The organism is Pseudonocardia humida (genome assembly GCF_023898865.1).
Taxonomy (GTDB): domain Bacteria; phylum Actinomycetota; class Actinomycetes; order Mycobacteriales; family Pseudonocardiaceae; genus Pseudonocardia; species Pseudonocardia humida.
Map to the genome: position 1 here is coordinate 14,729 of NZ_JAGSOV010000033.1, position 23,894 is coordinate 38,622.

Here is a 23,894-nt window from a genome sequence, read left to right on the forward strand (position 1 = left end):
GGGCGTCGCGCCGGTGACGGCGGCCAGCACCGCGGCGAAGCCGCGCACGCTCTCCGCCCAGGTGTAGCGCGCGGCCTCGCGGGCCGCCGCCGTGCCCAGCGCGCCCCGCGCCGACGGGTCGCCCAGCAGCCGCTCCACCGCCGAGACCAGCCCGTCGACGTCGTCGACCAGTAGACCGGTCCGGCCGTCGACCACCGAGTCGCGCACCCCGCCCGCCGAGCGGTAGGCCACCGTGGGCACCCCGTGCCCGGCGGCCTCGGTGACCACGATCCCCCAGCCCTCCTTCACCGAGGGGCACAGGTGCAGCCACGCCGCCGCCAGCAGCTCGTGCTTGGTCTGCTCGTCGACGTAGCCGTGGAAGCGCACCCGGTCGGCCACGCCCAGCTCGGCGGCGCGCTCGCGCAGCCGCGGTGCCCACCAGCCGTCGCCCACGACGTCCAGGCGCAGGTGCGGCCAGCGCTCGCGCAGCCGGGCGACCACCTCGATCGCGTGCTCGACCCGCTTGTGCGGGACCAGCCTGCCCAGCACGACCAGCCGCGGGTGCGGGTCGGTGCCCGCGGTGACCGCGGGGGTGGGCTCGCGGCCGTTGGGGACGACGGTGATGCGGCGCCGCGACACCCCCAGCCCGACGAGCTCGTCGGTGGTGCTGGGGGAGACGGTCACGTAGCGGCAGCGGCGGTAGAGCCGGGGCGCCACGCGCGACTCCAGCACCCAGCCCAGCGCGCCGACGACCCGCCCGAACAGGATCCGCCACTGCTCCCGGTGCACGTGGTGGACCAGCACGACCACCCCGGACCGGGCGACGAGCGGGCAGCCGAAGGGCACGCCGTTCTGCACGTCGACGACGACCCGTGGGCGCAGCCGGACCAGCTGCAGCAGGCCGTGCGGGTACACGCTGAACCGCCCGCCGCGGCGCAGCACGCGCACCCCGCCGACCCACTCCTCGCGCGGTGCCTCGTCGTGCGCGGCGCACAGGAGCGTCACCCGCAGCCCCGCCGCCGCCAGGCCCTCGGCGATCCGGTGCACGTAGCGTTCGGACCCGCCGCCCTCGGGGTGGGTGGCGTCGCGCCAATTCAGGAACAGCACGTCGGTGTTTGCCGCCGTTGGCATGCCGAGCACGCTACCGTTCAGTAGGTTACCCGCCAGTAGTACATTTGGGTCTACGCCGGAGGCTGAATGTCGCACATTGCCCACCGGGCCACGCTGGGTCGCGCCGTGCGCTTGTTCCGCGCATTCCTGCGCGAGCAGACCGATCCCGATCACTTCTACTCGGTGCTGGCCGCCGACTCGGTGGGCCAGCTCGCCGAGCACGTGCCGCTGCGCGGGCGCCGGCTGCTGGACGTCGGCGGCGGGCCGGGCTACTTCGCCGACGCCTTCCGCGCGGCGGGCGCGGGCTACTTCGGGCTCGACCCGGACGTGGGCGAGCTCTCGGCGCGCGGGGCCCCCGCCGCGGGCATGATCCGCGCCAGCGGGCAGCAGCTGCCGGTGCGCACCGGCTCGGTGGACGTCTGCTACTCGTCCAATGTGCTCGAGCACGTGCCCTCACCGTGGCTGATGGCCGCGGAGATGGTCCGGGTCACCCGGCCGGGCGGCGTCGTCTTCCTGTCGTTCACGCCGTGGTTCTCGCCGTGGGGCGGCCACGAGACCGCCCCGTGGCACTACCTCGGCGGGCACCGCGCCCGCGCCCGCTACCGCGCCCGGACCGGCCGCGAGCCCAAGAACCGCTTCGGCGAGTCGCTCTTCGCGGTGTCGGTCGGGGCCGCGCTGCACTGGGCGCGCAGCCGCCCCGACGTCGAGCTCGTGGCCGCGCTGCCGCGCTACCACCCGTGGTGGGCGCACTGGGTGGTCGCCGTGCCGCTGCTGCGCGAGGTCGTTTCCTGGAATCTGGTCATCGTGCTGCGCAAGCGCGCAGGCGAGGGCCCTGGATTGGGTGTTGGCAACGGCGCTACCGGTGAGTAACCTGCCCCGAGGTCACTGCGGTGGCCCCCCTCTCAACGGTGAAGGGCGCATTCGATGCAACGTCGCACGCTCGGTCTCGTGCTGCTCGGAATCGGGGCATTCTGCGCCGTCGCGGCGGTCGCCGTCCGGCTGTTCCTGGTCCCGCAGCTGGTGGTCCTCCCGCTCGACCAGGACGGCTCCAGCGTGGCGACGGGCACCGGGGTCACGGTGTTCTACCCCGGCGACCTCGAGCAGCGCAGCGGCGTCGAGGTGCGGGCGGGCCGGGACGTCATCGGCGACCCCCGCGCCCCCGACGCCGGCCCGGACGTGGCGGTGTGGACGGCCTCGCTGCTGATCACCGACTCCGAGGGCGCGCTGATCGGCGTCACCGAGGACCGCGTCTGCCTCGACCGGCACACCGCGCAGGCGGTCCAGCCCTGCGCCGCGGAGCGGCTCAACGGCGACAACCGGGTGCGCCACTCCGGGCTGTCCTACACGTTCCCGTTCGGGGTCGAGCAGCGCGACTACGAGCTGTTCGACACCACCGCGCAGCGCCCGTTCCCGGCCCGCTTCGTCGGCGAGGAGCAGATCGAGGGCACCACGGTCTACCGGTTCGAGCAGGTCGTGCCCGAGACCGTGACCGAGCGCCGCGAGGTGCCCGCCCAGCTCGCGGGCGGGGTCGAGGTCACCGGCGACGTGCCCGTGGAGCGCATCTACACCAACGTGCGCACGGTGTGGGTGGAGCCGACCAGCGGCGTGATCGTCAACGGCCAGGAGCAGCAGCGCCAGTTCTTCCGCACCCCCGACGGCACCGAGGGCGTCACGCTGATCGAGGGCACGCTGCGCTTCGACGACGCCACCGTGGCCGCCGGCCTGGCCAGGGCCCTGGACGCCAGCGCCCGGATCACCCTGGTCACCACGACGCTGCCGATCACCCTGGGCGTCGTCGGGCTGCTCGCCCTGGTCGGCGGGGCGCTGCTGGTGCGCGGCGGGCAGACCCGCCCCGCCCCGGCGCGCGGCAGGCACGCCACCGCGCCGCTGCGCGCGCAGGCCGGTAGCTGACCGGCCGACGGAGACCGCGCGAGCCGTGGCCCTGCTGCTCGAACCCCCTCAGGTCGCGCCCGCGCCGGCCGCCCCGCCCGTCCGCCCCGTCGCCGGGCCGTCGCCGTCGCGGGTCGTGCACCGCATGCGGCTGGTCGCGGTGTGCCTGGGCTTCGTCGGCCTGGCGCTGTGGCAGCAGCCGGGTCGGATCGTCCCGGACACCAAGCTCGACCTGTTCGTCGACCCGCTGGCGTTCCTGGGCCGGGCCCTTCGGCTGTGGGAGCCGGAGGGCTTCTCCGGGCAGGTCCAGAACCAGGCCTACGGCTACCTGTTCCCGATGGGCCCGTTCTTCGCCATGGGCGACCTGCTCGGCATGCCGGTGTGGGTGGTGCAGCGGCTGTGGTGGGCGGCGCTGCTGTCGGCGGCCTTCCTGGGCGTCGTCGCGCTGACCGGGCAGCTGCGGGTCGGCACGCCGGCCACCCGCATCGTCGCCGGGCTCGCCTACGCGCTGGCCCCGCGGATGGTGTCGTCGCTGGGCGCGGTGTCCATCGAGGTCCTGCCGATGGCCCTGGCCCCGTGGGTGCTGGTGCCCCTGGTGGCGGGCACGCGCGGCGGGTCGCCGCGGCGGGCGGGCGCGGCCGCCGGGCTCGTGGTGTTCTGCGTGGGCGGGGTCAACGCCGCGGCCACGGCGGCGGTCCTGCCGCTGGGCGCGCTGTGGCTACTGACCCGCGCGCCCGGCCCGCGCCGGCGCCGGCTGATGCTCTGGTGGACGGTGTGCACCGGGCTGGCCACGGCGTGGTGGGTCGTCCCGCTGCTGCTGCTCGGCCGCTACAGCCCGCCCTTCCTCGACCACATCGAGACCGCGGCCACCACCACCGCGCCCGGCGAGCTGGCCCAGGCGCTGCGCGGGATGACCCAGTGGGTGGCCTGGCTGGGCACCCCGGCCGGCCCGACGTGGCCCGCGGGGTCCGCGCTGCTGCACGAGACGCTGCCGGTGCTGGCCAGCGTCGTGCTGGCCGCGCTCGGCCTGGCCGCGCTCACGCGCGCCGACCTGCCGCACCGGCGCTGGCTGGTGCTCGGCGCGCTCACCGGCCTCGTGCTCCTCACCGCGGGGCACCTGGCCGCCGCCGGCCCCGCGTTCGACGGCCTGGCCGCGGGCCCGCTGCGGGCCGCGCTGGACGGCGCGCTGGCCCCGCTGCGCAACGTGCACAAGTTCGACCCGGTGCTGCGCCTGCCGCTGGCCGTCGGGCTGGCGCACGTGCTGGGCGTGGCGCTGCGCGCGGCGCGCCGGGGTCGCGGGGCGAGGGCGCGGGCCGCCGCGGCGGTGCCGGTCGTGGCCGTGCTGGCCGTGCTCGGCGTGGCCACCCCGGCGCTGGACGGCAGGCTCGCCGCGAGCGGTTCCTACCTGGAGGTGCCCGGCTACTGGCGCGACACCGCCGCCGCGCTGGCCGCGCTCGACCCCGACGGGCGGGCGCTGCTGCTGCCGGGTTCCTCGTTCGGCGTCTACCTGTGGGGCAGCCCCGCCGACGAGCCGCTGCAGCCGCTGGCCGAGTCGCCGTGGACGGTCCGCAACGCGGTGCCGCTCACCCCGGCCGGCTACATCCGGATGCTCGACGTGGTCGAGGACCGGCTGGCCCGCGGCGACGGCGGCGCCGGGCTGACCGCCTACCTCGCCCGTGCCGGGATCAGCCACCTCGTCGTGCGCAACGACCTCGACGCGGGCACGGCCGGGGCGACCCGCTCCGCGCTGGTGCACCGGGCGTTGGCCGACTCGCCGGGGCTGAACCGGATCGCCGCCTTCGGCCCGCCGGTCAACACCGGCACCGCGCTGCCGGGGCTGGTGCTCGACTCCGGCACCGACACGCCGGCCCCTGCGGTGGAGGTGTTCGCGGTGGCCGGTCCGGCACCGCGGGCGTCGCTGACGCCCCTGTCGCAGGTGCGCTCGGTGCTGGGCGGGCCGGACGCGGTGGGCGCGCTGGCCGAGCGCGAGCCGTGGGGCACCGCGCCGACCGTCGCCGCGGACGATCCGGCGGTGTCGACCGGTGCGCCCGTCGTGGTGTCCGACGCCCTCGTCCGCCGGGAGCGCACGTTCGGCCGGATCGCCGACGCGGCCGGGGCCGCGCTGGCCCCGGGCGACCCGCTGCGGTTGGACGCCCCGGCCCGCGACTACCTGCTGGCCGGGCAGGAGGCGCAGGAGTCGTCGGTGCGCTACTCCGGCGGTACGCCGGGGGCGTCGAGCTCGGCGTCGGACCCGGACAGCATCGGCGGCGCCCGCGTGGAGCACCAGCCCTACGCCGCCCTCGACGGCGATCCGACCACGGCCTGGCGGCCCGCGGTGCTTCTCGGGCGCGAGTCGCAGTGGTGGGAGGTCGCGCTCGACGCCCCGGTCAGCGCGGCCGCGGTGACCGTGACCCTCGACCCGCGGACCGTGCCGAGCACCCCGAGCCGGGTGCGGGTGCGCACCGACGCGGGGGAGCGGGTGGTGCCCCTGGAGCGCACGGCCGACCCGCAGCGGCTGGCCCTGCCCCCGGGACCGACCCGCACCCTGCGGATCACCGCCGACCCGTCGCCGGGGACCATCGGCGGCCCGCGGATCGGGCTGGCCGAGGTGGCGCTGCCGGGCGTGCTGGTCCGGCGCACGCTGGTCACCCCGACGCCCGACCGCGCGGTCTCGACCTACGCCTTCGACACGACCCCCGCGCGGGCCGGCTGCGTGGTGAGCGCGGCGGGGCCGGTGCGCTGCGCACCTGCGCTGGTGCGCGGGGCCGAGGAGCCGCTCGGGCTCGATCGCGCCTTCACCGTCGCCGTCCCCGCCGAGTACGACGTCGCGGTGACCGCCGTCCCGCGCCCCGGCCCCGCGCTCGACGCGCTGCTCGCCCCGCCGCCCGCCGGGCCGCGCGAGTGGCCCCGGCCCGGCGCCACCGCGTCCTCGAGCGCGGTGCCCGACCCGCGCGGCGGCCCCGTGGCCGCGGTGGACGCCGACCCGGCCACGACCTGGACGGCGGCTCCCGACGACCCCGACCCGACGCTCACGCTGAGCTGGGACCGGCCGCTGACCGTCGACCACCTGCGCGTCGTGCTGCCCCCGGGCACCCCGGCCGCCGCGCCCACCGCCGTCACGGTCAGCGGCGGCGGCCAGCAGTGGACCGTCGGGCTGGAACCCGACGGCACCGCCCGGTTCGCCCCCATCACCACCGACCGGCTCAGCCTGCGGTTCCCCCTCACCGCCGCGCTGACCTCCTTCGACCCCTACACCCGCGGCCTGGAGGCGCTGGGCGTCGGCGTGGCCGAGGTGGAGGTCCCCGGACTGGGCGCGCCCGATCCCGCCGACCCCGTCGAGGTGCCCTGCGGCGGCGGGCCGACCGTGCGCGTCGACGGCAGGTCCACCCCGACCGCGGTGCGCACCACGGTGGGCGACCTGCGCGCGCTGCGGCCCGTGCGGGTGACGCCGTGCGGGCCGACCGGCACCGGGCCGCTGGCGGCCGGTGAGCACTCCTTCACCGCGACGGGTCCGCCGACCGGGTCCGCGGCGTTCACCGCGGTCTCGGCCACCCTCACCGCGAGGGGCGCGGCGCCGACCTCGGCGAACCCGCAGCGGCCGCCCACGCCGACCTGGGACGTCGAGCACCGCGAGGTGCGGGTGCCTGCGCGCGAGGCCCCTGCCCTGCTCTCGGTGCCGGAGAACGCGAACCCGGGCTGGGTGGCCACCCTCGACGGCGTCGAGCTGGCCCCGACCACCGTCGACGGCTGGCAGCAGGGCTACGTGCTGCCCGCGGGTCCGGCCGGCACCGTGGCGCTGGACTTCACACCGGGGACGGCCTACCGCGCCGCGCTGCTGGCCGGGGCGTTCGGCGTGCTCGCCGTCCTGGTCCTGCTGGTCGTGCCGGTGCGCCGGGCCCAGCCCCCGCCCGCGCGCCCCGGACGCCGCCGCACCGGCGTCGTGCTGGTCGCGGTGGTCGCGACGGGCGTCGCCGGCGGCGTGCCCGCGCTCGCCGCCCTGGCCGTGCTGGCCTACCTGGGCGGACTGGTCGGCGACCGGCGCCGCCGCCCGCTGCTGGGCGCCGTGGCCGCGGCCGGCGTGCTGGGCTGCGGGCTGCTGCTGGCCGCGACCGGGATGCTGCCGTTCGGGGTGGAGATGCCGGTGTGGCTCGGCGAGCCCGCCCGTCAGGTGCTGGGTGCGGTGGCGGTGGGCGCGGTGGCCGCGGCGCTGCTGCCGGTGCCGGCCGGGGCGCGGCGCCGCTCGGGCACCAGTCCGCGCCAGCGGGTCATCAGCGGGCGCTCCAGCAGCCGGTAGCTCACCGCCGCGACCAGCGCCCCGCCCACCCAGCCCACGAGGGCGGTCGACCAGACGTCGCCGGTGAAGGTCGGCCGGTCGAGCACGACGTAGAAGCCGGTCAGCACGATGAGGTGGAACAGGAAGACGCCGTAGGAGATCTCGCCCAGGTACGCCATCGGCCGGCTGGACAGCGCGGCGCGCAGCCGCCCGGCCCGCTGCGGGCCGAACACCAGCGGCCAGAGCGCGAAGGTGGCGACCCCGGTGTAGAGCAGGTTGCGGGTCACCGCCTCCGCGCCGGACTGCTGCACCAGCCCGATCGCCCCGGCCACCGGCGTGCAGGTGATCCAGAACAGCGCCCCGGCGATCGCCCAGCAGGTCCACGGGCTGCGGCCCAGCTCGTGGGCCATCCGCACCGGCCGCCACGACGCTCCGGTGGCCACCAGCACGGCCATGCCCACCCCGACGCCGAACCAGCAGGCGAAGGCGGGCAGCCACAGGTTCAGCGGCCCGGTCACCCGCTCGTCGGCCTCGGTCCAGTACAGCCAGACCAGCCCGAGCAGCATCAGCGCGCCGAGCCCGCCCAGCACCCTGCCCGGGCGCCAGCGATCACCCGACAGCCGCACCAGTCCCCCCACCAGGAACGGCAGCAGCAGGTAGAACGACACCTCGGTGGACAGGCTCCAGGTGTGCGTCAGGCCCTCGCGCAGCCAGCCGTAGCCGTAGATCTGGCCGAGCACCAGGTGGCGCAGCCAGTCGCCGAGGCTCGCCCCGTTCTCCCCGGGGAACAGCAGCAGGGCCGCGGCCACGGTCAGCCAGTACACGGGCAGCACCCGCAGCGCCCGCCGCCACAGGTAGGCGGCCGTGCGCGGGCGCGGCACGCCCGCGGCGGCCGCGCGCAGCATCGGCAGCGCCAGCAGGAACCCCGACAGCGCGAAGAACAGCGCCACCCCGATGTCGAGCCGGGCGAAGAACCGCCCCGCCCCGGTCTCGGCGTAGTTGCCGGTCATGAACGCGGCGTGGGTGAGGACCACGGCCGCCGCCGCGACCGCGCGCAGGCCGTCCAGGCAGGGGTAGCGCAGGGCGGCGGGCGCGCCCCCGCCGGCCGCGACGGCGGTCACCGCAGCCCCGGTGGCACGGGCTGGGCGCTGCCGATCTCGATCTGCGGGACGCAGACCGGGGCGGTCGGCGCGGCCAGCTCGACCGTCACGGTCGACACCGCGCCCGAGACCTGCACGAACACCTCGTGCAGGCCGGCGGGCAGCGCCACCGGCACCCGCTGGTCGCCGGCGGCGATCCAGCCGGTGTTGTCCGTCGAGGACAGCCAGACCACCCGGACCACCCAGCTCCACGGTCCCACGCCGCCGAACTGCAGCGGGATGGGGACCGGCCGGTCGAAGACCAGCCAGCCGCAATCGGGCGTCGGCCCGGGGACCGCGCTGGTCAGCGGCGGGACCCAGGCCGGCTGCACGTGGCCCTGCTCGTCGAGCATCGCCGGGGCGGGCGCGGACTCGCCGTCGTGCAGGAACCGCGCCTCCGGGGCCCCGGCCAGCAGGCTGGAGGCCAGCGCGTAGTTGCCCAGCACGTGCCACTGCACCGGGTCGGGGACGATGCCGTCGATCAGCACGGTGCCGGGGCGGGTGGCGAGGTCGGTGCGGGCGTTGTCGACGAAGGGCCGGGCCGGGTTCTCGTGCCAGCGCTGGGCGTAGTTCACGGTGGACACCACCGACCCGGTCGCCAGCACCAGCACGGCCAGCGCGCCTGCCGCGGCGGGCAGCAGCGGCACCCGGCGCAGCGCGGCACCGGCGCCCAGCACCGCGCGCGGCAGCCGCAGCGCCCGCTTTCGCAGCACCGTCGGCGCCTCGCGGACCGGCAGGAAGGCCAGCGCCAGGCACAGCGCGCCGACCATGGCCACGTCGGTGAAGTAGCGGTACTCGCGGGCCAGCGCGAACGGCCCGATCAGCTGGGCCCGGCTGGCCGAGAGCAGCACGCACGTGCCCACCACGTAGAGCGCGAGCAGCACCCACGCCCGCCCGGCGCCCCGCCTGCGCAGCACCGACACCGCCACGACGACGGCAGCGACCCCGACCGACAGCCACTGCAGCACCGCGGGCGGGTCGGCGATGGCCAGGGTGGGCGGGAAGTCCTCCCACACCCACGGCCCGCCCAGCAGCCCCGGCAGCACCGAGCGCAGCAGCGCGGGCCCGAAGAGGTCGCCCACCTCGCCGAGGGTGGGAGTGCCGACGATCGGCGAGTCGACGTTCAGCACGTAGTACGCCGAGTACGCCCCGCCCAGCGCGCCGTGCACGAGCCATGCGGTGCGGTGGCGCCCCAGCGTCCGGCGCAACCGTGCGAGCGGCCCGCCCTCGGTGAACCAGAACAGGGTCAGCGCCACCAGCAGCGGCAGTGCCAGCAGGGTCTTCTCGGAGAACAGCAGCCCGGCCGCCACGGCGGCGGCCGAGCGCAGCGCGTCGCGCAGCTCGCCCGAGCGCAGGTAGCGGACGTGGTAGAGCAGCGCCAGCAGCACGGCCAGCTGCATCGGCAGCTGGTTGAGCGCCGCGGCCCACCACAGGAACGCCGGCAGCGTGATGGAGCTGGTGACGTAGAGGGCGAAGGGCACCAGCACCGCCGGTCGCCGCCCGAACAGCAGCACCAGCAGCGCGAGCAGCGCCGCGTCGATCGCCAGCTGCTGGGCCAGCCCCAGCGCGACCACCGCGGGCCAACTCAGCGGGGCGAGCGCGGTGAGCGCCTCGACCAGCGCGAAGGAGCCGGGCATGACGTGGCCGTTGTAGGCCTCGAAGATCCGCAGGTCGAACGGGAGCGAGACGGCGCGGTCGATGAAGACGAAGTCGTCGAGCAGGTAGAACCCGCCCGCCGCGGCCCATCCGCGCAGCACCAGCTGACCCAGCACCAGGACGGCGGCGATCGGGACCACGACCGATCCCGGGTCGGAGCGCAGCCGATCGCGCAGGCCCCGCAGCGCGCGCGGCGGGGCCGGTCCGGCTGCGTCGGCGGTGGCGACAGCGGTCATCGGTGCTCCGTTCCGGGCGGGGCGACCGGTGGAGCCTACGAAAGGAAGTTACCGGCTGGTAGGTCCGTTCGGCGGCAGTCCGGCCCGGCTTGCGCACCACGATCGACGTGTGATGCTGGGTCCGGGGTCGCGCGGGCGCGGCCGCGGGGGATCGGCTCCCGCGCACGGCTGGTCGGGGAGGGTGGTCGTGGCGGACAGCGCGCTGGTGGAGCTGGGGGCGGCCGGGCTGGCCGAGCGGATCGCGGCCCGTGAGGTCTCCTGCGTCGAGGTCGTCGCCGCCCACCTGGACCGCATCGACGCCCTCAACCCGCAGGTCAACGCGATCGTGGCGCGCCGCGATCGCGACGAGGTGCTGGCCGAGGCCGCCGAGCGCGACCGCGCGCTCGACCGGAGCGGACCGGCCGGCCCGCTGCACGGCATCCCGATGGCGATCAAGGACCTGGCCGAGGTGGCCGGCCAGCCGTGGACGGCGGGCTCGCCCGCCTTCCGCGACCGCGTCGGCGCCGTCGACGACCCCTTCGTGGCCCGCGTCCGGGCCGCCGGCGCGGTGCTCGTCGGGCGGACGAACGTGCCGGAGCTGGGGCTGGGCTCGCAGAGCTACAACCCGGTGTGGGGCACCACCACCAACCCGTACGACGCCTCCCGCACGGCCGGTGGCAGCAGCGGGGGAGCGGCCGCCGCGCTGGCCCTGCGGATGCTGCCGGTGGCCGACGGCAGCGACTACATGGGTTCGCTGCGCAACCCCGCGGCGTTCTGCAACGTGCTCGGGCTGCGCCCCAGCCGGGGGCGGGTGCCCCAACCCGGGTTCGTCGCCCAGCTCTCCGAGGTCGGCCCGATGGGCCGCTCCGTCGCCGACGTGGCGCTGCTGCTCTCGGTGCTGGCCGGGCCCGACCCCGCGGCCCCGCTGGCGCTCACCGACCGGCTCGACCTGACCGACCTGCGTCCGGCCGAGCTGCGCGGGCGGCGGGTGGCCTGGCTCGGCGACCTCGGCGGCAGGCTCGCCACCGAGCCCGGCGTGCTGGAGCTGGGCCGCGGCGCCGCCGACGCGCTGGCCGGGCTGGGCGCCGACGTCGTCGAGTTCGTGCCGCCGTTCGACCTCGACCGCCTGTGGTCGGCGTTCCTGGTCTGGCGGTGGTGGGGGATGGTGGGCAAGGCCCCGCTGCTCGCCGAGGGCGTCCGGGAGCTGGTCAAGCCGGAGGCGCGCTGGGAGATCGAGCGCGGCCTGGCGCTGACCCCGGCCGCCATCGCCGACGCCATGGCCGTGCGCGACGAGTGGTACGCGGCGGTCGTGCGGATGGTCGGCCCGGCGGGCTCCTTCGACGCGCTGCTCGCGCCCAGCGCCCAGGTCTTCCCGTTCCCCGCCGACGTGCACTGGCCCGCCGAGATCGACGGCCGCCCGATGGACACCTACCACCGCTGGATGGAGACGGTCGCCCCGTGGTCGATGGCCGGCATCCCGGTGCTGGGCATGCCGGCCGGCTTCGACGCGCGCGGTCTGCCCACCGGCGTGCAGCTCATCGGGCCGCCCGGCGGCGATCGGCGCGTGCTGGAGATCGGCCTGGCCTACGAGCGGGCGACGGGGTGGGTCGACCGCGTCCGCCCGCCCGCCGCGCTCCCGACCGATGAGTCGGAGCCCGCGCCCCGGTCCTAGCCGCGTGACGACTCCGGCACTCGCCCCCGACCGCCTCTCCCGCCTGCACGACGTCCTGGCCCGCCACGTCGAGCGCGGCGCGGCACCCGGGCTGGTCAGCGTGGTCGCCCGCGGCGGGGAGACCCGGGTGGACGCCATCGGCGCGATGGCAGTCGACGGCCCGTCGATGCCCGAGGACGCGATCTTCCGGATCTCCTCGATGACCAAGCCGGTGGTCGCCGTCGCGGCGCTGCTCCTGGTCGAGGAGTGCGTGCTGCGCCTCGACGACCCGGTGGACCGGTTCCTGCCCGAGCTGGCCGACCGCCGGGTGGTGCGGCGCATCGACGGCCCGGTCGAGGACACCGTCCCGGCCCGCCGCCCGATCACCCTGCGCGACCTGCTGACCTTCCGCATGGGCACCGGCGTGCACCTCGGCCCGTGCCCGGTCGCGGACGCGGCGGCCCCGCTGGAGCTGTTCGTCGGCCCGCCCCGGCCCGCCCTGCCCCCGGAGCCGGACGAGTGGATGCGCCGCTTCGCCACGCTGCCGCTGATGGCCCAGCCCGGCGAGCGCTGGCTCTACAACACCGGCTCCGACGTGCTCGGCGTGCTGATCGCCAGGGCGTCGGGAAGCGCCCTGCCCGACGTCCTGCGCGAGCGGATCTTCGAGCCGCTCGGCATGGTCGACACGGGCTTCGCGGTGCCGCCCGCGGCCGCCGACCGCCTGGTCGGCGCCTACACCCCCGACCCCGCCACCGGCGCGTTGCACCCGTACCCGGCCGCCGCGCAGTGGCTGACCGCCCCGGCCTTCCCGTCCGGTGTCGGCGGCCTGGTCAGCACCGCGGCCGACTACCTGGCCTTCGCCCGGATGCTGCACCGCGGCGGCGCCCCGGTGCTGTCGCGACCGTCGGTGCGGGCCATGACCACCGACCAGCTGACGCCCGAGCAGAAGGCACCGGGCGGGTTGTTCGCCGACGACTTCGACGGGCGCGGCTGGGGCTTCGGGGTCTCGGTCGTGACCCGCCACGACACCCCGGCCGCGCCGGTGGGGCAGTACGGCTGGGACGGCGGGCTGGGCACCGTGTGGCGCAACGACCCGGCCGAGGACATGATCACGGTGCTGCTCACCAACGTGGCGTGGACGTCGCCGCGGCCGCCGGTGCTCGCGCGGGACTTCCTGACGGGGGCCTATGCCGCCGTCGCCGGGTGAGGCCCGGTTCCCGCGGGTCTGTCCGGCGGCTTCTGCGCTACTGCCGCCTGCGGCTCGGTGCCTCTCGTCTTGCCTCCGGCGGCGCCTGCGCGGCGGGCGACCTCGGATCGAGCAGGGGCTCGGGACCGGGGTGGGCACCGGTGCCCACGGGGTCATCGCGGAACACGGGACACACTCCGGCCGGGGTTGGTGTTCTGTGTTGGTCGAGTCGAGTCAGAGCGTCCGGGTGGTCCGGTTCTGGGGTGCCGTCGGGGTTTGCGATCTTTGTCGAGCCACGCGGGCGGGATGAATTCGGGTAGGCCGTCGCGGGCGATGCGCACGGCCCATTCCGTGGAGTGGATCTCTTGGTGGTGTGTCCAGCACAGCATGACGAGGTTGTCGGTTTTGGTGTGGCCGCCTCTCGCCCATTCGCGGATGTGGTGGATTTCGCACCAGCTGGGTGGGCGGTCGCAGCCGGGGTGGGCGCATCCGTGGTCGCGGGCGACGATCGCGCGGCGGATGGGGAGGGGGATGGTGCGGGCTTCTCGCCCGATGTCGAGGGGTTGGCTGTCGCCGTCGAGGACGTTGGGGATGACCTTGGCGTCGCAGCAGAGTGCTCGGAGTGCGGCGGGGGTGGGGGTGCCGCCGAGGTCGAGGCAGGCGGCGCGGGCGCGGTTCTCCAGGTCGGCCAGCCTGACCGTGACGGCGATGTGGGGGCGTTCTCCTGCCTTGTCGGGGAGGATGGTGTCGCCGTGGGTGGCGACGAACCCGCACACCTCGGCCAACGCGTCGGCGTTGCGTTCGGCGGCGCTGCGCGGGTCCTGCGCGGTCAACGGGGTGGCTTTGGCGTCGATGACCGTGGCGATCATCGTGTAGCGGACCGGGTCGGTGAACACCCCGCTGATCTTCCCGCCGCCGCCGGGTAGCGGGGTCAGGCGTAGTTCGTTGACCTGCACGGGTTCCCGCTCGTCGGGTTCAGCGCCGTCGTGGTCGTAGGCGCGCACCAGTTCGGCTCCGAACCTGGCCAGTTCGGTCGGGGTGCAGGTGTCGGCGACGGCGGCGATCTGTTCTTCGATCCCGGCCCAGGCATACGGCGGAACCCGCCGCGCCGCGGGCGAGTCGAGGAGTCGGGCGATCAGGTCGACGTGCTGCAAGCTGGCCGCACCGCTGCTGAACGCCGCAGCCATCGCGGGCAGCACCGGCGGCAACACCTGCCCCTGCAGATCCACCCGCGCGGCGACGTGCTCGGCCGCGCGCACGATCTCCCGCGCCCGCCCCCGATCCACCGTCAGCACCGAGGCCACCGCGGAGTCGGGTCGCCGGTGTCCGGCGGCGGCGAACGCGCCGCTGCGCTGCAACACGGCCACGGCCTCGACCTGCAGTTGCGACACCGCCCGAGTCAATTCCCGGGTGGCCGCGAGTGCGTCCAACGCGTCTTGATCGGAACCGTTCTCGCGCAGTCCGACAGTGACCGCAAGAATGCGGTCTGCCGTGGCGGCGAGTTCGGTCGGAATCATGCCTCGATTCTACTCGAACATTTGTGCGGAGTCGAGGAGGAATCGGGCCCACTGGATAGTCGCCGCGCTCGCAGGTGGAACGCTCACAATCGCAACCGGCACCTCGAGCCGGGGACGGGCGCTAGCGCAACCACACTATTCGTTGTAATCGCAACCGGACCGCCTCGGCAACCGAACCGCCTCGGCAGCAACCGCATGCGCAGCGGAACCGCCGACGCAGCGAACGACTACGCGTCAGAAGCTGCCACGTACACCGCGTTCTGCGGCCGCGGGCTCGGGTAGACGCGGACGTCCGTGAACCCCGTCTCCGCGAGCATCCGTTCGGCCGCCTCCCGTCCCCACATCGCGCCCAACCCCGCCCCGCCGCCGTGCAGCGAGATCGGTAGGCAGTGCAGCACGCTCACCCCGAACGCCTGCGTCGCGCCCGCGCTCCCGGCGACCTCGTCCAGGTCGGCGGAGAAGGCGATGTCGACCATGACCAGTACCCCGCCCGGCGCCAGGGCCCGGCGCATCCCGCGCAGCGCCTCCTGGGGGCGGCCGAGGTCGTGCACGACGTCGAGGGCGAGGACCACGTCGTAGCGGCCGTCCTCGCCGAGCGCCGCGGCGTCGCCGACCCGGTAGTCGAGGTTGGGTCGGTCGCCGCGGGCGGCCTCGGCCTGCTCGATCGCCTCGGGGACGACGTCGAGGCCGGTCACCCGGGAGGCCGGGAAGGCGTCGGCGATCAGGCGGGCGACCTGGCCGGGGCCGCAGCCCACGTCCAGCACGGCGGCGCCGGCGCGCAGCCGGTCGTGCAGGCCGGGGACGGCGCCGAGGAAGCCGGGCACCAGCTGCTCGTCGTAGAGGTAGCGCCGGGACCCACCCAGCGAGCTGCCGGCGCGCTGGGCGTAGGCGGCGGCGGGGATGCCGTCGCCGTCGCGGAAGCGGTCGGCGACCTCCGGGACCATCGCGGTGAGCCGGGTGAGCATCTCGGCGCCGGGCGCGGCGTTGGCCGCGGTGGCGCCGCTGAGGACGCCGGCGTAGCCGGGGGCGAAGCGGTACCGCCCGGTCCCGGCGGTCCACTCCACGATGCGGCCGCCGACCAGCGCGCCCAGCCACTCCCGCACGTAGCGCGGATCCGCCCCGGCGCTGGCCGCGAGCTCGTCGGCGGTGGCGGGCCCGGCGGCGAGGGCGTCGAGCAGCCCGATGCGGTGCCCCAGCCCGATCATGGTCACCAGCACGTGACCCAGGGCCAGTTCCGCGAGCCGGGCCGCGGCGGTGTCGGTGTTCGTGTCGGCGGAGGCAGCGGAGGCAGCGGAGGCGGGGCCGGGGCGGGTGTCGGTCGTCTCGTTCATCGCCGCCGATTGTGGCCCGTCGCTCAGTCGCCGAGGTGGGCCGCGGCGACCTTCTTCGGCACGACCATCCGCCACGCGTCGACCACCAGCTCGCGCATGCGCTCCTCGTCGAGCTCGGACAGCCACGCGTGCACCCAGTTGAACCGCAGGTCGGACTCGCGCGGCAGGTGGAAGACGGTCGGCTCGGCGGCGACCAGGGCGTCGCGCTCCTCCTTCGGGAACGCGAACCCCATGACGGTCTCGTCGCGGGAGAACCCGACGTAGACGATCTGGCCCACGCGGAACCTGACCTGGTCGCGGATCAGGTGCTCGGTGGTGCGGGGCAGCGGACGGGCGACCCGGCGCACGTCGTCGACGGTGACCACCGGACCACCGTACGACGTCAGGTCCGCAGCAGGGCGTCGGCCGTGACCGGCCGGTGCGGGATCGTCGTGCCCGACTCCAGGTGCACCGCCCCGGAGGGCAGGATGCCCGCGCCGCCGAAGCGCTCCATCACCCGCTGCTCGGCCACGACGTCCTCGCCCACGGCGTCCTCCGGGACCTCCCGCCAGAAGTCGAACCCGCCCACCGACTCCAGCGCGGCGCGGTCGTAGAGCACGCAGCCGGCGATCCAGGCCACCTTGTACGCGACCCACGCCTCGCCCTCCCGCACGTGCCGGCGAGCCAGGTGGGCGGGGTTGGCCGCGTTGTGCAGGCGCCAGCGCTCCCACTGCGGGCTGCCCGGCTCCAGCCGCTCGGGCTGCGGGCGGCCCTCCCAGCGCTCGAAGGTCGTCAGCTCGTGGGGGCGCTCGTCGTCGAGGTGCGACAGCCCCTGCATCGCGCAGCCGACCAGCCCGCACCCGAGCTCGACGATCGCGGCGTGCAGCCGGGCGACGGTGCCGGGCATGAGCCAGACGTCGTCGTCGAGGAACAGCACGTGCTCGGCGTCGGAGGCGGCGAGCAGGGCCGCGCGGTGCTCGATCACCCCGCGGCGGGGGAGGTGGCGCACGGTGCGGACCCGGCTGCCCCGCATCCGCAGCACCTGCAGCATCGCCTGCGCCGGTGGGGTGTCATAGGAGGCGGGCCCGTCGGACTGGTCGCTGATCAGGACGTCGAACGGGTGGTCCTGGGCGGCGAGCCCGGCGAGCGTGGTGGCCAGCTCGACGGGTCGCTCGACGGTGGGCACGAGCACCTCGATCGTCATGGCGGCGGGGTGGCCCGGGAGCAGGGGGCTAAACCCCCACGGCCTCCAGCACCGCGGCGACCCCGACGTCGGCCATGCAGGCGGGCCCGTCCGGGGACAGCGGGCAGCGGGCCTCCCACCAGCAGACCTGCTCGGTGATCGCGGTGGGACGCCGGTGCGGGCAGCCGGGCAGGCCTTGCAGGTCGACCGCGCGCGTGCCCGGCTCGGCGAGCCCGTAGCGGGTCGCGGCCGTGGGCCCGAAGATCCCGACGGTGCGCGCGCCGACGGCGGCCGCGACCCGCACCGGCCCGGTGTCGGGCCCGACGACGACGCCGCCGCGCTCGGCGACCGCGGCGAACGAGGCGGCCAGCCCGCGCAGGTCGGTCGAGGGCAGCCGGTGGGCGTGCGCGTCGGCCCACGGCCCGGGTGCGGGGTCCCCGGCGACCACCAGCGCCGGCTCGCCGCGGGCCGCGACCGCCCGGGCCAGCGCCGGCCAGTGCGGCCAGTGCTTGACCGCCATCCCCGCCCCGGGCACCAGCACGACCGGCCGCCCGCGGGGCGCGTGCTCGGCCAGCGCCGCCGCGCCCCGCGCGCGCTCGTCGGGGGTCAGCTGGACCTGCGGCGGCAGGTACCCGTCGACCAGCCCTTCGTCCCGGAGGATGCGCAGGTAGCGGCGGCTGACCGGCTCGTCGGGCGGCGGGCCGCGCCACAGGTCGGTCACGCAGCGCATCCCACGGCCCTCGATCTCGGCGGGGATGTCGTCGTACCGCGTCGTGCTCACGACCAGGTCGTAGGGGTGGCGGTCGAGCTCGGCGGCGACGGCCGCGCGCTCTCGGCCCTTCTCCGCGGTGCGGACCCCGGTCACGGCAGGGTCGTGGCGCAGCAGGGCGTCGCCGGGCGCGTGGGTCAGCACGCGCAGGGCGGCCCCGGGGTTGCGGCGGGCCAGTGCGTGCACGACCGGCAGCGCCATGACGAGGTCGCCCAGGCCGCCGAGCAGGTCGACGACCAGGATCCGCCGGTACCGCTCAGGCACGGACCCGCCCGAGCACGTCCTCGTAGAGCTCGCGGTGGGCCCGGGCGATAGCCGGCCAGGTGCGGTCGGCGACCAGTGCCGCGCCGCCGCCGGCGACCCGGGCCCGCAGCCCGGGGTCGTCCAGCAGTCGGGTGAGCGCCCCGACCAGGGCGTCGGCGTCGCGGACGCACGGTGCGACGACCGCGGTGCGCCCGTCGACCAGGTCGGCGTCGGGCGGCTCGGCGCGCGTGACGACGGTCGGCAGGGCGTGCGCGAAGGCCGAGAGCAGCGCGCCGCTCTTGGTCGTGGCGCCCGCGGTGAACGGGAAGGCGGCGATGTCGGACGCGTGCAGCGCGGCCGACACCTCCCCGGGCGGGAGGTGCCCGGTGATCGTCACGTGCCCGGTGACGCCGGCCGCCGCGACGCGCCCCTCCAGCTCCGCGCGGAAGGCGTCGGCCTCGTCGCGGGGCAGAGCCAGTGAGGTGAACCCGCCGAGCACCAGCAGGTGCAGCCGGTCGCGGCCGCTCGCGCGCAGCGCCGCCAGCGCCTCGATCAGGTAGCGCACGCCCTTGACCGGGTGCACGAACCCGAAGAACGCCACCACCTCGGCGTCGGCGGGCACGCCCAGCCGCTCGCGCGTGCGGTGGCGGTCGGCCGGCCCGGCGTCGGGGACGTTGGGCGCGAGCGGGATCGTCACCGCGTCGCGGCCGAGACGGGCGTGCAGCGCGGCGGCGTGCCCGGCGTTGGTGGTGACTCGGGCGGCCCCGCGCGGGGCCAGCCGCCAGCTCTCCCGGTCGAACCGGCCGCGGCGCTCCAGCGCCCGCCACGCGCCGGGCGGCACCCGCTTCGGGGCGGCCCACCAGCCGTACTCGTGCAGGGTGGTCACCACCGGGGCGTCCACCAGGTCGGGCAGCAGGCCGACCCAGGGCGCGAACCCGAACGCCGACGGCGCGAACTGCACGTGCACGAGCTCGGGGCGCATCCGGCGCAGCCGCCGCGCCGCGCGCAGCACCGAGGGCAGCGAGCCGGGCACGGTGACGGCCTCGACGTCCACGCCGGCGTCGACCAGCGCGGCGCCCAGCAGCCGGGTGTAGTCGGCCACCCCGTCGCGGGCCGGGTCGGCCCGTCCCTGCAGCATCGCGATCACCACGCAGGCCTGGTTCCCGCCCGCGGGGCCGGGAAACGGGCCGTCCGGGCGGTTGGGCCTCGCCGGGGCGGGTACCGCGAGACGTGCCCGTCGACCGGTTCGCCCATCCCGCCGCCCTGGCCGGTCCGCCGATCCCGTGGTCGCGGCTGCGGCGGATCCTCGTCGTGCGCCCGGACAACCTCGGCGACGTGCTGCTCACCGGACCGGCGCTCGCCGCGCTGCGCGCCGCCGCCCCGGGGGCGCGGATCGAGCTGCTCGCCTCGCCCGGCGGGGCCGCGGCGGCCGCCCTGCTGCCCGAGGTCGACGACGTCGTGGTGGCCCGGGTGTCCTGGCAGCGGATCGAGACCGGGCCCGCCGAACCCGGTCCTCCCGACCCCGGTCTGGTCGAGGAGCTCGCCGCCCGCGGCTACGACGCCGCCGTCCTGCTGACCTCGTTCTCCCAGTCGCCGTGGCCCGCGGCCTACGTCTGCCAGCTGGCCGGCATCGGGATCCGGGCCGGGCTGAGCAAGGAGTTCGGCGGCGCCGGGCTGACCCACTGGGTGCCCTCGCCCGACGACGAGCTGCACCAGGTCGACCGCGCCCTGCACCTGCTGGAGCGGCTCGGCGTGCCGGGGCGGGGGACCGACCTGCACGCGCGGGTCGAGCCCGCGGCCGCGCAGGACCTGCTCGACGCCTCCGGGATCGCAGGTCCCTACGCGGTGCTGCTGCCCGGCGCGTCCTGCCCGTCGCGGCGCTACCCGGCCGCGCGGTTCCGGGAGGTCGTGCGGCTGCTGGGGCAGGAGGGGCTGCCGGTCGTGGTGTCCGGTCCGGCCGCCGAGGCCGAGCTGGTCGCCGAGGTGGCCGACGGGCTGCCCGGGGCGGTGGCCGCGGCCGGCGGGCTGGACGTGCCGGGCCTGGCCGCGCTGCTGGCCGGGGCCGAGGTCGTGGTGGCCAACAACAGCGGCGGCACCCACCTCGCCGACGCCGTCGGCACGCCGGTGGTGGTGCTGTTCGCCGGCACCGAGCTGGCCGCGCAGTACCGCCCCCGCTCGGTGCCCGCCGCGGTGCTGGGCCGCCCGACGGCGTGCACGCCGTGCCGGCAGTTCCGCTGCCCGTTCCACCTGGAGTGCCTCGACGTCCCGCCGGCCGAGGTGGCCGCCGCGGCGCTGCGGCTGGTGCCGGCCCGCGCTTGACCACGCTCCGGGTCGATCTCAGCGATCGCTCAGCATGCGGTGACGGCGCCGCAGTGGCTGCCCCTAGCGTGTCAAGGGCGCCACCCGTCCTGGTGAGGACCCCGGTGGCGGTACTCGCACGTCCGACAGGCAGGTTGTCCCGATGACCGTCATCGTCCGATCGTTCCGCCGGCACCCCCGGCGCTACACGGCCGTGCTGGTCGTGCTCGTGCTGGTGGTGGCGGCCACGATCTGGCTGGTCACCCGGTCGACCGCGGCCGCGGAGCCGCAGCTGGCCACCGCGCGCACGGGTCAGCTCGACCGCACCGTGGTCGTCACCGGGACCATCGAGCCGACCCAGCGCGCCGACCTCGACTTCCCGGCCGGTGGGGAGGTCGTCTCGGTCACCGCCGCGGTGGGCCAGCAGGTCGCCGCCGGGCAGGCGCTGGCCGCCGTCGACTCGGCCGCGCTGTCCGGCCAGGTCGCGCAGGCGCGTTCGGCGCTGGCCTCGGCCGAGGCGCGACTGGCCGCCGACCGCTCGGCCGACGCCTCCGCCGAGCAGATCGCCGCCGACCGCGCCGCCGTCGACTCCGCGCGGGCCCAGCTCGACGTCGCCCGGCGCAACGAGGCCAACGCCACCCTGACCGCGCCCTTCGCCGGCACGGTCGCCGCGGTCAACGTGACCCTCGGCGAGCAGGTGACGGCGGGCGGGGGCGGCTCGTCGGCCGCGTCCGCCGCCGCGTCCGCCGCGTCCGCCGCGTCGGGGGGCCTCGGCGGCCAGGGCGGTGCGGGCGGTCCGGGCGGGGGCATCAGCGCGAGCGGTGGGGCGGCGGTGTCCTCCGGGTCGACCTCCGCCACCGCCGCCCCGGGCACGGCCCACGTGGTGGTCGTCAGCACCGGCTCCTACATCGTCGACGCCACCGTGGACGACACCCAGGTCGGCGAGCTGCGCCCGGGCCTGGCCGCGAACATCACCCCGAACGGCGCCGTCGAGGCCGTCCCCGGCACGGTCGAGTCCGTCGCGCTCGTGGCCACCTCCAGCTCCGGGGTGGCCGGCTACCCCGTCACGATCAGCGTCACCGGCAGCCCGCCCGGCCTGCACATCGGCTCGACGGCCCAGGTGGAGATCGTGACCGAGCGGATCACCGACGCCGTGCTGGTGCCCAGCGCCGCCGTGCGCGGCGGCGGCGGCGAGACCACCGTCGTCGTCCGCGAGGGCGACGAGGACGTCACCCGCCCGGTGACGCCCGGCGCGACGTCCGGCGGGCGCACGCAGATCCTGCGCGGTCTGGCCTCCGGCGAGCAGGTCGTGCTGCCCGAGACCGGCGAGGCGCCCCCGCAGTCCGGCTTCGGGTTCGGCAACCGGCCCGGCGGCGGTCAGGGCGGCGACCAGGGCGGGCAGGGCGGCGACCCCGGCGGCGGGGGCACGCCGCCCGCGCAGAGCCCCGCTCCGGACGGCGAGCCCGGGGGCGGTTCGTGAGCAGCGATCCGACCGCGCCGATCAGCACGACCCCGGCCGTCGGGGAGCCGCTCATCCAGCTCGAGGGCACCAGCAAGACCTACCGCAGCGGCGAGCTGCAGGTCACCGCGCTGCAGCCCACCACGCTGCGCGTCGACGCCGGCGAGTTCCTGGCGATCATGGGACCGTCCGGCTCCGGCAAGTCGACGCTGATGAACGTGCTGGGCTGCCTCGACGTCGCCAGCTCGGGCACCTACCGGCTGGCAGGCTCGGACGTCGGGTCGCTGTCGGAGGAGGAGCTGGCCGAGATCCGCAACCGGCGGATCGGCTTCGTGTTCCAGCAGTTCAACCTGCTCGCCTCGATGCCGGCGTGGCGCAACGTGGAGCTGCCGCTGTGCTACGCCGGGGTGTCGCGGACCGAGCGCCGGGAGCGGGCGCTGGCCGCGCTGGAGCGGGTGGGCCTGGCCGATCGCAGCGACCACCGCCCCGGCGAGCTGTCCGGCGGCCAGCAGCAGCGGGTGGCCGTGGCCCGTGCGCTGGTCACCGAACCCGCGCTGCTGCTGGCCGACGAGCCCACCGGCAACCTCGACTCGACCTCGACCGCCGACGTGCTGGGTCTGCTCGCCGAGCTGCACGACGCCGGGCGCACCATCGTGCTGATCACCCACGAGGACGACGTCGCCGCCGCGGCCGACCGCATCGTTCGGCTGCACGACGGCACCGTCGTCTCCGACCGGTCGAACGCGCCCCGCGCGGGCCTGCACCGGGCCGGGAAGGTCCCGTCGTGAACTGGTGGGAGACCGTCCGCACCGGCTACGACGCCGTCCGGGCGCACCGGCTGCGCTCCGCGCTGACCATGCTCGGCATCCTGATCGGCATCGCCGCGGTGATGCTCACCGTGGGCCTGGGCCTGGGCGCCCAGGCCACCATCGGCGCGCAGATCAACTCCCTGGGTAGCAACCTGCTCGTCGTCACCCCGGGCAGCACGACCACCAACGGGGTGCGCGGCGGGCAGGGCAGCGCGGCCACCCTCACCATGGCCGACGCCACCGCGCTGACCGACGAGCAGGTCGCGCCGGACGTGGCGGGCGTCGCCCCGACCGTGCAGCGCCCGGGCTCGCTCGCCGTCGCCGGCACCAACTGGACGACCAGCGTCGTCGGCACCACCGAGGACTGGTCGCAGGTGCGGGCCCGCACCGTCACCAACGGCCGGTTCCTCTCCGCGGACGACGTCAGCGGCAAGGCCGCGGTCGTCGTGCTCGGCTCGACGACGGCCGCCGAGCTGTTCGGCGAGGAGAACGCCGTCGGGCGCACCGTCACCGTGTCCGGGGTGCCGATGACCGTGGTCGGCATCCTCGACCCGGGCGGCAGCTCCCCGCTGGGCGACCAGGACGACCAGGCGGTCGTGCCGATCAGTGTGGCCGCCGAGCGGATCTTCGGCGGCACCGCCCGCGGCACCGTGCAGACGATCTTCGTGCAGGCGGAGAGCACCGAGGCGCTCTCGGCGGCGCACCAGGAGGTCAGCTCGCTGCTGCTGGCCATGCACCGGATCACCGACCCGACCGCCCCGGACTTCACCATCACCACCCAGCAGTCGATCCTCGACATCGCCAACTCGATCACCGGCGCGCTCACCGCGGTGCTCAGCGGCATCGCCGGGATCTCGCTGCTGGTCGGCGGGATCGGCGTCATGAACATCATGCTGGTCTCGGTGACCGAGCGGATCCGCGAGATCGGGCTGCGCAAGGCGCTCGGCGCCACGCCGAAGGTCATCCGCCGCCAGTTCCTGGTCGAGGCCGCGGTCCTCGGCCTGGCCGGCGGGATCGCCGGGGTGGTCGTCGGGGTCGCCGGGTCGGCCGCGCTGTCCAACGCCATCGGCCAGCCGATCGTCGTCTCACCGTCGGCCACGCTGATGGCGCTGGCGGTCTCGATCGGCATCGGCCTGCTGTTCGGGGTCTACCCGGCCAGCCGCGCCGCGCGGTTGGCCCCCATCGACGCGCTGCGCAGCGAGTGAGT

Annotated in this window: 16 protein-coding genes and 2 pseudogenes; 9 read left to right on the forward strand and 9 right to left on the reverse strand. The window is 76.2% G+C overall.

Features of this window, described 5'->3' with window-relative positions; genetic code table 11:
* Positions 1-51 precede the first annotated feature (51 nt).
* Positions 52-1,110: pseudogene (locus KDL28_RS14175) on the reverse strand (glycosyltransferase family 4 protein); the annotation flags it as partial.
* A gap of 105 nt (positions 1,111-1,215) precedes the next feature.
* Here KDL28_RS14175 and KDL28_RS14180 point away from each other — a divergent pair.
* The 3 genes and pseudogenes from KDL28_RS14180 to KDL28_RS42405 all read left to right on the forward strand — a co-directional run.
* On the forward strand, positions 1,216-1,959 hold the full coding sequence (locus KDL28_RS14180; protein ID WP_252438781.1) for a class I SAM-dependent methyltransferase: 744 nt from the start codon (positions 1,216-1,218) through the stop codon (positions 1,957-1,959).
* Between the two features lie 78 nt (positions 1,960-2,037).
* On the forward strand, positions 2,038-3,000 hold the full coding sequence (pgfA, locus tag KDL28_RS14185) for a cell envelope lipid trafficking protein PgfA (protein ID WP_252438650.1): 963 nt from the start codon (positions 2,038-2,040) through the stop codon (positions 2,998-3,000).
* A 124-nt stretch (positions 3,001-3,124) separates the two neighbouring features.
* A pseudogene (locus KDL28_RS42405) lies at positions 3,125-6,277 on the forward strand (alpha-(1->3)-arabinofuranosyltransferase domain-containing protein); the annotation flags it as partial.
* A gap of 866 nt (positions 6,278-7,143) precedes the next feature.
* On the opposite strand, the gene KDL28_RS14195 reads toward KDL28_RS42405, so the two are convergent.
* Together KDL28_RS14195 and KDL28_RS14200 are read right to left on the reverse strand one after the other, a co-directional pair.
* Positions 7,144-8,373 carry an acyltransferase family protein gene (locus KDL28_RS14195; protein ID WP_252438652.1) on the reverse strand — a complete coding sequence of 410 codons (1,230 nt, stop codon included), beginning with the start codon at positions 8,371-8,373 and terminating at the stop codon, positions 7,144-7,146.
* On the reverse strand, positions 8,370-10,283 hold the full coding sequence (locus tag KDL28_RS14200; RefSeq protein ID WP_252438654.1) for a hypothetical protein: 1,914 nt from the start codon (positions 10,281-10,283) through the stop codon (positions 8,370-8,372). The genes KDL28_RS14195 and KDL28_RS14200 overlap by 4 nt, the downstream gene beginning before the upstream one ends.
* A gap of 187 nt (positions 10,284-10,470) precedes the next feature.
* On the opposite strand from KDL28_RS14200, the gene KDL28_RS14205 reads away from it, so the two are divergent.
* Both KDL28_RS14205 and KDL28_RS14210 read left to right on the forward strand, forming a co-directional pair.
* Positions 10,471-11,934: an amidase gene (locus KDL28_RS14205; RefSeq protein WP_252438656.1), complete on the forward strand. Its 1,464-nt coding sequence runs from the start codon at positions 10,471-10,473 to the stop codon at positions 11,932-11,934.
* A 4-nt stretch (positions 11,935-11,938) separates the two neighbouring features.
* Positions 11,939-13,120 carry a serine hydrolase domain-containing protein gene (locus KDL28_RS14210; RefSeq protein ID WP_252438658.1) on the forward strand — a complete coding sequence of 394 codons (1,182 nt, stop codon included), beginning with the start codon at positions 11,939-11,941 and terminating at the stop codon, positions 13,118-13,120.
* Positions 13,121-13,272: 152 nt separating this feature from the next.
* Here KDL28_RS14210 and KDL28_RS14215 read toward each other — a convergent pair whose 3' ends face one another.
* The 6 genes from KDL28_RS14215 to KDL28_RS14240 form a co-directional block, all read right to left on the reverse strand.
* Entirely contained in the window at positions 13,273-14,616 is a 1,344-nt protein-coding gene (locus tag KDL28_RS14215) for an HNH endonuclease signature motif containing protein (RefSeq protein ID WP_252438660.1), read from the reverse strand.
* A 227-nt stretch (positions 14,617-14,843) separates the two neighbouring features.
* The gene (locus tag KDL28_RS14220; protein ID WP_252438662.1) at positions 14,844-15,947 is read right to left on the reverse strand and encodes a class I SAM-dependent methyltransferase; all 1,104 of its coding nucleotides are present in this window, start codon (positions 15,945-15,947) and stop codon (positions 14,844-14,846) included.
* Positions 15,948-15,970: 23 nt separating this feature from the next.
* Positions 15,971-16,312, reverse strand: coding sequence for an MmcQ/YjbR family DNA-binding protein (locus KDL28_RS14225; protein ID WP_252438664.1), 342 nt, complete (start codon positions 16,310-16,312; stop codon positions 15,971-15,973).
* A gap of 17 nt (positions 16,313-16,329) precedes the next feature.
* Entirely contained in the window at positions 16,330-17,130 is an 801-nt protein-coding gene (locus KDL28_RS14230; RefSeq protein WP_252438666.1) for a glycosyltransferase family A protein, read from the reverse strand.
* A gap of 28 nt (positions 17,131-17,158) precedes the next feature.
* Positions 17,159-18,142, reverse strand: coding sequence for a glycosyltransferase family 9 protein (locus KDL28_RS14235; RefSeq protein ID WP_252438668.1), 984 nt, complete (start codon positions 18,140-18,142; stop codon positions 17,159-17,161).
* Positions 18,135-19,259 carry a glycosyltransferase gene (locus KDL28_RS14240; RefSeq protein WP_252438669.1) on the reverse strand — a complete coding sequence of 375 codons (1,125 nt, stop codon included), beginning with the start codon at positions 19,257-19,259 and terminating at the stop codon, positions 18,135-18,137. Before KDL28_RS14240 ends, KDL28_RS14235 begins: the two co-directional genes overlap by 8 nt.
* Positions 19,260-19,351: 92 nt before the next feature.
* On the opposite strand from KDL28_RS14240, the gene KDL28_RS14245 reads away from it, so the two are divergent.
* From KDL28_RS14245 to KDL28_RS14260, 4 genes are all read left to right on the forward strand, one after another.
* Positions 19,352-20,440, forward strand: coding sequence for a glycosyltransferase family 9 protein (locus tag KDL28_RS14245; RefSeq protein WP_252438671.1), 1,089 nt, complete (start codon positions 19,352-19,354; stop codon positions 20,438-20,440).
* Positions 20,441-20,582: 142 nt separating this feature from the next.
* Positions 20,583-21,899 carry an efflux RND transporter periplasmic adaptor subunit gene (locus KDL28_RS14250; protein ID WP_252438673.1) on the forward strand — a complete coding sequence of 439 codons (1,317 nt, stop codon included), beginning with the start codon at positions 20,583-20,585 and terminating at the stop codon, positions 21,897-21,899.
* Positions 21,896-22,666 carry an ABC transporter ATP-binding protein gene (locus tag KDL28_RS14255; RefSeq protein ID WP_252438675.1) on the forward strand — a complete coding sequence of 257 codons (771 nt, stop codon included), beginning with the start codon at positions 21,896-21,898 and terminating at the stop codon, positions 22,664-22,666. The genes KDL28_RS14250 and KDL28_RS14255 overlap by 4 nt, the downstream gene beginning before the upstream one ends.
* On the forward strand, positions 22,663-23,892 hold the full coding sequence (locus KDL28_RS14260) for an ABC transporter permease (RefSeq protein ID WP_252438677.1): 1,230 nt from the start codon (positions 22,663-22,665) through the stop codon (positions 23,890-23,892). Before KDL28_RS14255 ends, KDL28_RS14260 begins: the two co-directional genes overlap by 4 nt.
* The last annotated feature ends 2 nt before the right edge of the window (positions 23,893-23,894 follow it).

Coding starts and splice junctions, on each gene's coding strand:
- KDL28_RS14215 (WP_252438660.1), bottom strand. CDS start 14,616: ATGATTCCGACCGAACTCGCCGCCACGGCAGACCGCATTCTTGCGGTC.
- KDL28_RS14250 (WP_252438673.1), top strand. CDS start 20,583: ATGACCGTCATCGTCCGATCGTTCCGCCGGCACCCCCGGCGCTACACG.
- KDL28_RS14220 (WP_252438662.1), bottom strand. CDS start 15,947: ATGAACGAGACGACCGACACCCGCCCCGGCCCCGCCTCCGCTGCCTCC.
- KDL28_RS14230 (WP_252438666.1), bottom strand. CDS start 17,130: ATGACGATCGAGGTGCTCGTGCCCACCGTCGAGCGACCCGTCGAGCTG.
- KDL28_RS14240 (WP_252438669.1), bottom strand. CDS start 19,259: ATGCTGCAGGGACGGGCCGACCCGGCCCGCGACGGGGTGGCCGACTAC.
- KDL28_RS14200 (WP_252438654.1), bottom strand. CDS start 10,283: ATGACCGCTGTCGCCACCGCCGACGCAGCCGGACCGGCCCCGCCGCGC.